Raw genomic sequence first — 6410 nt, 5'->3', positions numbered from 1 at the left:
GTCAAGACCTTGACCCGCTCGCTCCCGGCCCCGCGGTCGCGGGCCGGGAGCGAGCGGTTCGTCGACCGTCAGTCCGCTGAGGCGACGATGTCGGCGAAGCGCTTCTGTGCCTCTTCCACGGTCATGTCAGGCTTGGCGAAGAACTCGGAGAAAAGGTCCTCCTTCTGCTTTTGGGTGTCCTGTGACAGCAGCTGGTCCGTCCAGGGCATGACGCTGCCCTTGGCCAGGATGTCGAGCCCTTTCTTCATGCAGTCGTTCGCCGCCTTGAGGTCGATATCGCCGCGCACCGGCAGCGAACCCTTCTTGAGGTTGAAGGCGACCTGCGTCTTGGGATCGAGCAGCGCTTCGGCCAGCGCTTCCTGCGCCTTGGACTTTTCAGCGTCCTGCAGCAGCGGGAAGTAGAAGGCATCGCCCCCGGTGGCGATGACCTCGTTCAGGCCAAGGCCGGGAAGACACGTATAGTCCTTTCCGGCGGTCTGGCCGGCAACCTGGAACTCGCCCTGCGCCCAGTCGCCCATGATCTGGCCGCCGGCCTTGCCGGAGATGACGAGATTGGTGGCCTGGTTCCAGTCCTGCACATTGGTGTTCTTCGCCATCTTGCGGGCATCGTCCGCGGCCTTGAATACCTTGGCGACCTCGGGTCCGGCGGCGAATTCCGCGTCCTTGTCGCGATAGACCTTCAAGAAAGTGTCCGTGCCGCCGACCGCCGTAAGCAGCACGTCGAAAGCCCCTGAGGATTGCCAGGGCTGCCCGCCGACCGCCAGCGGTATGATGCCTGCCTTCTCCAGCGCAGGGGCGGCTGCAACATACTCATTCCAATTCTTCGGTACCGGCACACCGGCCTTTTCGAAGGCCGCGTTCGACAGCCACAGCCACTGCCAGGAGTGAATGTTGACCGGCACGCAATAGATCTTGCCGTCTAGGGTACAGCCGTCGAGCAGGCTCTTCGGCTGTACGATTTCCGCCCACTTGTCCCTGGCGGCGAGATCGGTCAAGTCGCGCATCAGACCGGCCTGCACCAGTTCTTCCGCTTGCCTTCCGTGATTGAACTGGGTGGCGCCCATGGGGTCGCCGCCAGTGATGCGGCTGATCATGATCGGCCGCGCCGTGCCGCCGGAGCCGGCGATAGCGCCGTCGACCCAATGATTGCCTGTCGCGTCGAACGCCTTGGCGAATTCGGCGACCGCCGCCGCCTCGCCGCCCGAAGTCCACCAATGGGTCACTTCCAGATCCGTCGCTGCCGCCGGGCCGGCGAATGGCAGCGCGGTTGTCACTGCCAACGCAGCGGTCATGATTTGGTATCGCATTTCGGCTCCTCCCAGAATCTGAAACGTTACAGATTTTCGATACGGCAATTGTGGGAGGCGCGCAACCCCCGAACAGCAGCAGTTCGGGGTTTTTTCGAGCCGCGAACAAACACGCCGCGCAATGTCCGTCCAGGGCAGCGCAGTAAGACAGGCTGCCTTGCAAAAATGATGCCGCAATGCGTGAAATTCGGCAAAACCTTGCTCCGCGGGCAAGTCCTGCCAACGCCCACCGACTTCGCGACGAACGGGAGCGGCGCTCATGCAAGCTAGCTTTTACTGGCCTCTGCGCGATGGCAAGTGACAATCTGTAACGTTTCAGTATATAGGGTGTTCATCAGGCGGGCGACCCGCCGATTGCCGACCTGCACGGCAACTGCTATGCGCCTGACGGGCGGGATGAATGGACAGACAACAGACGGAAAAGGACGACGAGGCGTCGGGACAAGGCCGGCCGACGCTGAAGACGCTTGCCTTCATGACCGGGCTGGGCGTCACCACCGTATCGCGGGCGCTGAAGGACGCGCCCGAGATCGGCGCCGAGACTAGGCGGCGCGTCCAGCTCGTCGCCAAACAGATCGGCTATCGCCCCAATCGTGCCGGTGTGCGCCTGCGGACCGGCAAGACCAACGTCATCAGTCTCGTGCTCAACACCGAACGCGAGATCATGAGCTTTGTCTCTGATATCATCTACGGCGTCTCGGAAGTCATCGCCGACACACCTTATCACCTGATCGTCACGCCTTATTCACGCTCGCAGGATCCTCTGGACCCGATACGTTATCTGGTGGAAACCGGCTCCGCCGACGGCGTCATCATTTCGCGCACTCAGCCGAATGACCCCAGGGCCCGTTACATGCTGGAGCGTGGTATCCCCTTTGCCACGCATGGCCGCACCGATATGGGGCTGATCCACCCCTACCATGATTTCGACAACTACGCTTTCGCGGCCGAGGCTGTACGCCATCTGGCCGGCATCGGCCGCCGCAGGCTGGCTCTGCTGGCGCCTCCGGTCGAGCTGACCTACCACAGTCATACGCTGAACGGCTTCACCGATGCGCTGAGCGATGTCGGCGCCAGCGAAATCCCGTTCAACACCGTTTCGATCGACCATTCGATCGAGCAGATCAGAATGAGGACCGCACAGCTGATGCGCCGCGACGCCAGGCCCGACGGTTTCGTCAGCAGTGCCGCCGCCGCTACCCTCGCCATCGTCGCCGGCATCGAGGACGCCGGCCTCAAGCTCGGCCGGGACGTCGACGTGGTGTCCAAGCAGTCGTCCGACCTGCTCCACCTGTTCCGTAGGGAATTGCTGGTGGTCAACGAGAACTTCCGGCTGGCCGGCGCCGAGCTCGCCCGCTCAGTGTTGGGCTGGATCGGCGGCGCAGCACCTGGCTCCTTGCAGAGCCTGAGCATGCCGACCGAGGTTCTGGCCTATCGCCGCGACTAACCCGCCGCCCCGCTCCCCCAAGGGGCATGGAACGCGCCCGGCCCGTCGATACGCTCGAAGCCGTGCGCGCCGAAGAAATCGCGCTGCGCCTGGATCAGGTTCGAGGTGCCGCGGCCCTGGCGGTAGCTATCGAAATAGGCGAGCGCGGACGACAGCGCCGGCACCGGCGAGCCAGCCTCCGACGCTCTTCCCACGATGCGCCGGAGCGATGGATGCGCCTCCTGCATCATTGCGACGAAAGCCGGTGCCATCAGCAGATTGGTAGCCGCCCCACCCTTGCCGAAGGCTTCCGCTATCGTATCCAGCAATTGCGAGCGGATGATGCAGCCGGCCCGCCAGATCTTGGCGATGGTCGGCATCGGCAGGTTCCAGTTGAATTCCTTCGATGCGCCGCTCATCACCGCGAAGCCTTGCGCATAGGCAGCGATCTTGCCGGCGAACAGCGCCAGCTCGAGATCGCCCAGAAGCGCGCCCTTGTCTCCGGAAATCTTGGTCACGCCGCCATTGCCATAGGCCTTTTCGGCGGCCAGACGCTCGTCCTTGATTGATGACAAGACGCGCGCCGCCACCGCGGCCTCAATCGCGGTGGCCGGAATGCCGAGCTGCTGCGCCTCGATCACCGACCATTTGCCGGTGCCCTTCTGGCCGGCGCGGTCGAGGATGATGTCGACCACCGGCTTGCCCGTCTTCGGATCGTCGGCGGCCAGCACCTTGGCGGTGATCTCGATCAGATAGGAGTTGAGCCGGCCCTTGTTCCAGCCGGCAAACACCTGTGCGATCTCCTTCGGCGCCATGCCGAGCCCGTCGCGCAAAATGCCGTAGATCTCGGCGATCATCTGCATGTCGGCATATTCGATGCCGTTATGGACGGTCTTGACGAAATGCCCGGCGCCATCGGTGCCAAGCCATGCCGCACAGGACTCGTCCCTGAACTTGGCCGAAATGGCGGTCAGCACCTTTTCGACGCGTTTCCAGGACTCTTCCGTGCCGCCGACCATGATCGACGGTCCATGGCGCGCGCCCTCCTCGCCACCGGACACGCCCATGCCGATGAAGGTGAGCCCCGAACCGGAAAGCTCGGAGAAGCGCCGCATCGTGTCGCGGAAATTGGCGTTGCCGGCATCGATGACGATGTCGTTGGCCGACAACACGCCGCTCAGTGCCGCGATCTGCTCATCGACCGGCTTGCCGGCCAGCACCATGATGATGATCGGCCGCGGCGGCCGGATGGCGGCGGCGAGTTCCTCCAGGCTGTAGCAGGGCACCACCATATCCCTGAGCGCCCCGGCATTCTCGACAAAGGCGTCGGTGCGTGCCGCGGTGCGGTTGAAGACGGCTATGCGGTGCCCCTTCTCGGCGATGTTGAGCGCCAGGTTGGAGCCCATCGTGCCAAGGCCGATCAGGCCGATTTCGGCTTTTTCCATCGTTTCTTCCCTACTTTCGGATCTTTTGTTGAGGCCGCGATTTGTGGCGATGCCCATTCTTGTCGGGATGCCATTCTTGCTGGGATGATTGACGGGCCTTCAGGACCGCGTCAACCGCCTTGCCGAATTGTGCTACAGCTGGGGCGTGTTGAGATTCAGGTCAGGCCGAGCCGGAGTCGAAGGCGGGCGCGAAGCGACCAAACAGGTGGTTTCCGAGAACCGGAGCGGAGCGTACTTGAGTTCGTGAGCACGCGCATGACCCCGAAATCGAGGTGGATTTCGGAAAGGATCATGCGCAAAATCAAAGTGCTACAGCGTCCTTTGCGCGCCCGAGAGGGCGCGCGGCGCTGTAGGCAAGCGCAGGACACCGCCATTTGCAGGCCGGCATCACCTGAATATCAGCACGTCACTCCGGCCTGATGTCGATCGGCGCCTCTATCTTCACGATCTCGAAATCCGAGACGAGAATATCGAGCCGCGCTGTCCATCGGCCGGGAACCGGGACGACGAGACCGTCGACGCGCCAGGTGCCGTCGCCTGGTTTTTTCGCCGCGCGCTTGATCGGCTCGATGCCGGAGTCGGGTTTTGACAGCACCAACGTCACTTGGCTTGCATCGAGCGGGCCGAAATCCCCGGTCATGATGACAATCGAGGCGGCAACCGGCCCAACATGGCCGGGCGTGATGCTGAGGTCGGCCATCGCCTTCGGTGTGTGGATATGCACCGACGCCGGCTGCTCTGCTGCGATCGCCAGGGCGCGTGGCGGCGGCGTGAAGCGCCAGCCGGCGGCAACGCCGAAGATCGCCAGAACGATCAGCATCTCAATGCCGATCGAGCGGACCAGCCTCCTCTGTACTTCCGTCTCTCCCGCTTCGGCCGGACCGGTCAGCTTCCAGCGGTTGGTCGCGGCCAGCGTGAACAGAAAGAACAGCAGTGCCAGCTTGACCAGCAGCAGCCCGCCATAGGCAGTCTCGAGCAAAGCTGCGGGCGCCTGCACCTGGATGACAGCCAGCACGATGCCGGTGGCCGTAAGCACGGCCACGACGGGCAGTATCACTTGGGAAAACCGGCGCAGGAATGGCGTGGCCTCGACCGGCTTCCGCCTGATGGCGAGACTGAGCGGCGCCAGCGCCCCGGCCCAGAAGGCAATGCCGGCACCGTGTAGAAACACCATCGGCCTTGTCAGCCATTGCGGTTCGGCGGCACTTGCATGCCCGCTGGCGGCGAGGGCGGCACCGACAGCGGCCAAGCCGGCAACGGCAAACAGTTTTGCACCGCCGCGCGGCCCGACAAGCGACAGCAGCCCAAGCCCGAGCGCCACCAGCGCGACCAGGACCGTCCAGCCGAAGCTTGTGCCGAGCCCGGCTTGCAAGACGCCCGGCTGCGCCAGCCGGACGAGCGGCGCACCGAGCGCGTCCAGTCCCTGGAAGCCGAGCGACAAAGGCGCCGCGACAAGGCCGCATAGGATTGCGGCGATGGCGAAGCGCTGGCCGGAACGTCCGCCCTTCGCCAGCCAGGCGATGGCAAAGGCGCCGCCGACGCCGAGAAAGAGGCCGACATAGAGAAAGATCTTGCCGATCCAGATCGCCGACCTCAGACCCCGGTCGACGACTTCGGAGACGGCCGGCGCAGCACTCGGCGCGCCGATGGAAAACAGCACCGAGCCGCCGACCGGATGGCCATCGGCGGAAATCACCCGCCAGCTCAGCACATGTGTGCCGGACCCGAGCGTTTGCGGATTGTCGATCTCGACCGTCTGGACACTGAGCCGAAAGGACGTCAGCGGAACCGGCGTCCCGTCAGGCCGCACCAAGGTCAGCACCAGCGGTGACACCGGTTCGCTGAAGGTCAGCGAAAATTGCGTAGGACTTTGTCCCAGCACCGCGCCATCAGCCGGCTCGGTCGTGATCAGCGCCGCATGGGCAAAGACCTGAGTTGGCGCAGCAATTATGGCGAGCAGCACGATCGCAGCCAGCTGCCCGACCGCAAGCCGACCGGCGCGCTTGCTGGTTGTGCAGATCGTCCGAAGGAAGGGTGCCGCGCTCATGCCACTGCCATACAAACAGCGGCGCGCTCTTTCGGATAGAGGCGACCGCCTAAGGATCACTTCTTCGGCAACAGCTTGGGACCAGGCGCGGGATATTCCAGCGCATCCTCATCCTGGCCGGCCGCCGGAATCTCGATCCAGCGTTCGGCAATGCCATCGCATTCCTGCACCACCGGGAAATGGAG

At 63.9% G+C, this 6410-nt stretch carries 4 protein-coding genes and 1 pseudogene; 1 reads left to right on the top strand and 4 read right to left on the bottom strand.

Going from position 1 to position 6410, the window contains the following annotated elements; all coding sequences use genetic code 11:
• Positions 1-68: 68 nt before the first annotated feature.
• Entirely contained in the window at positions 69-1307 is a 1239-nt protein-coding gene (locus EOA85_RS24195) for an ABC transporter substrate-binding protein (RefSeq protein ID WP_127211446.1), read from the bottom strand.
• A gap of 400 nt (positions 1308-1707) precedes the next feature.
• Between EOA85_RS24195 and EOA85_RS24190 the strand changes: the two genes are divergently transcribed.
• Positions 1708-2754 (top strand): LacI family transcriptional regulator, encoded by a 1047-nt coding sequence (locus EOA85_RS24190; protein ID WP_127211445.1) that lies wholly within the window; start codon positions 1708-1710, stop codon positions 2752-2754.
• Here the strand turns inward: EOA85_RS24190 and gndA are convergent.
• From gndA to EOA85_RS24175, 3 genes and pseudogenes are all read right to left on the bottom strand, one after another.
• Positions 2751-4178, bottom strand: a complete 1428-nt coding sequence (gene gndA / locus EOA85_RS24185) for an NADP-dependent phosphogluconate dehydrogenase (RefSeq protein WP_127211444.1) — start codon at positions 4176-4178, stop codon at positions 2751-2753. The genes EOA85_RS24190 and gndA overlap by 4 nt on opposite strands.
• Positions 4179-4584: 406 nt before the next feature.
• Positions 4585-6225 carry a copper resistance CopC/CopD family protein gene (locus EOA85_RS24180; protein WP_127211443.1) on the bottom strand — a complete coding sequence of 547 codons (1641 nt, stop codon included), beginning with the start codon at positions 6223-6225 and terminating at the stop codon, positions 4585-4587.
• A 56-nt stretch (positions 6226-6281) separates the two neighbouring features.
• Positions 6282-6410, bottom strand: a pseudogene (locus tag EOA85_RS24175) (DUF1775 domain-containing protein); the annotation flags it as partial.

It is taken from the genome of Mesorhizobium sp. M5C.F.Ca.IN.020.29.1.1 (assembly GCF_003997375.1).
Taxonomy (GTDB): Bacteria; Pseudomonadota; Alphaproteobacteria; order Rhizobiales; family Rhizobiaceae; genus Mesorhizobium; species Mesorhizobium wenxiniae.
The sequence above is the reverse complement of the archived record's forward strand: the minus strand, read 5'-3'. Positions and strand labels throughout refer to the sequence as shown.

What these genes read in the sequence shown, in the direction of transcription:
- EOA85_RS24195 (WP_127211446.1), bottom strand. Translation starts at nt 1,307, where the DNA reads ATGCGATACCAAATCATGACCGCTGCGTTGGCAGTGACAACCGCGCTG.
- EOA85_RS24190 (WP_127211445.1), top strand. Translation starts at nt 1,708, where the DNA reads ATGGACAGACAACAGACGGAAAAGGACGACGAGGCGTCGGGACAAGGC.
- gndA (WP_127211444.1), bottom strand. Translation starts at nt 4,178, where the DNA reads ATGGAAAAAGCCGAAATCGGCCTGATCGGCCTTGGCACGATGGGCTCC.
- EOA85_RS24180 (WP_127211443.1), bottom strand. Translation starts at nt 6,225, where the DNA reads ATGAGCGCGGCACCCTTCCTTCGGACGATCTGCACAACCAGCAAGCGC.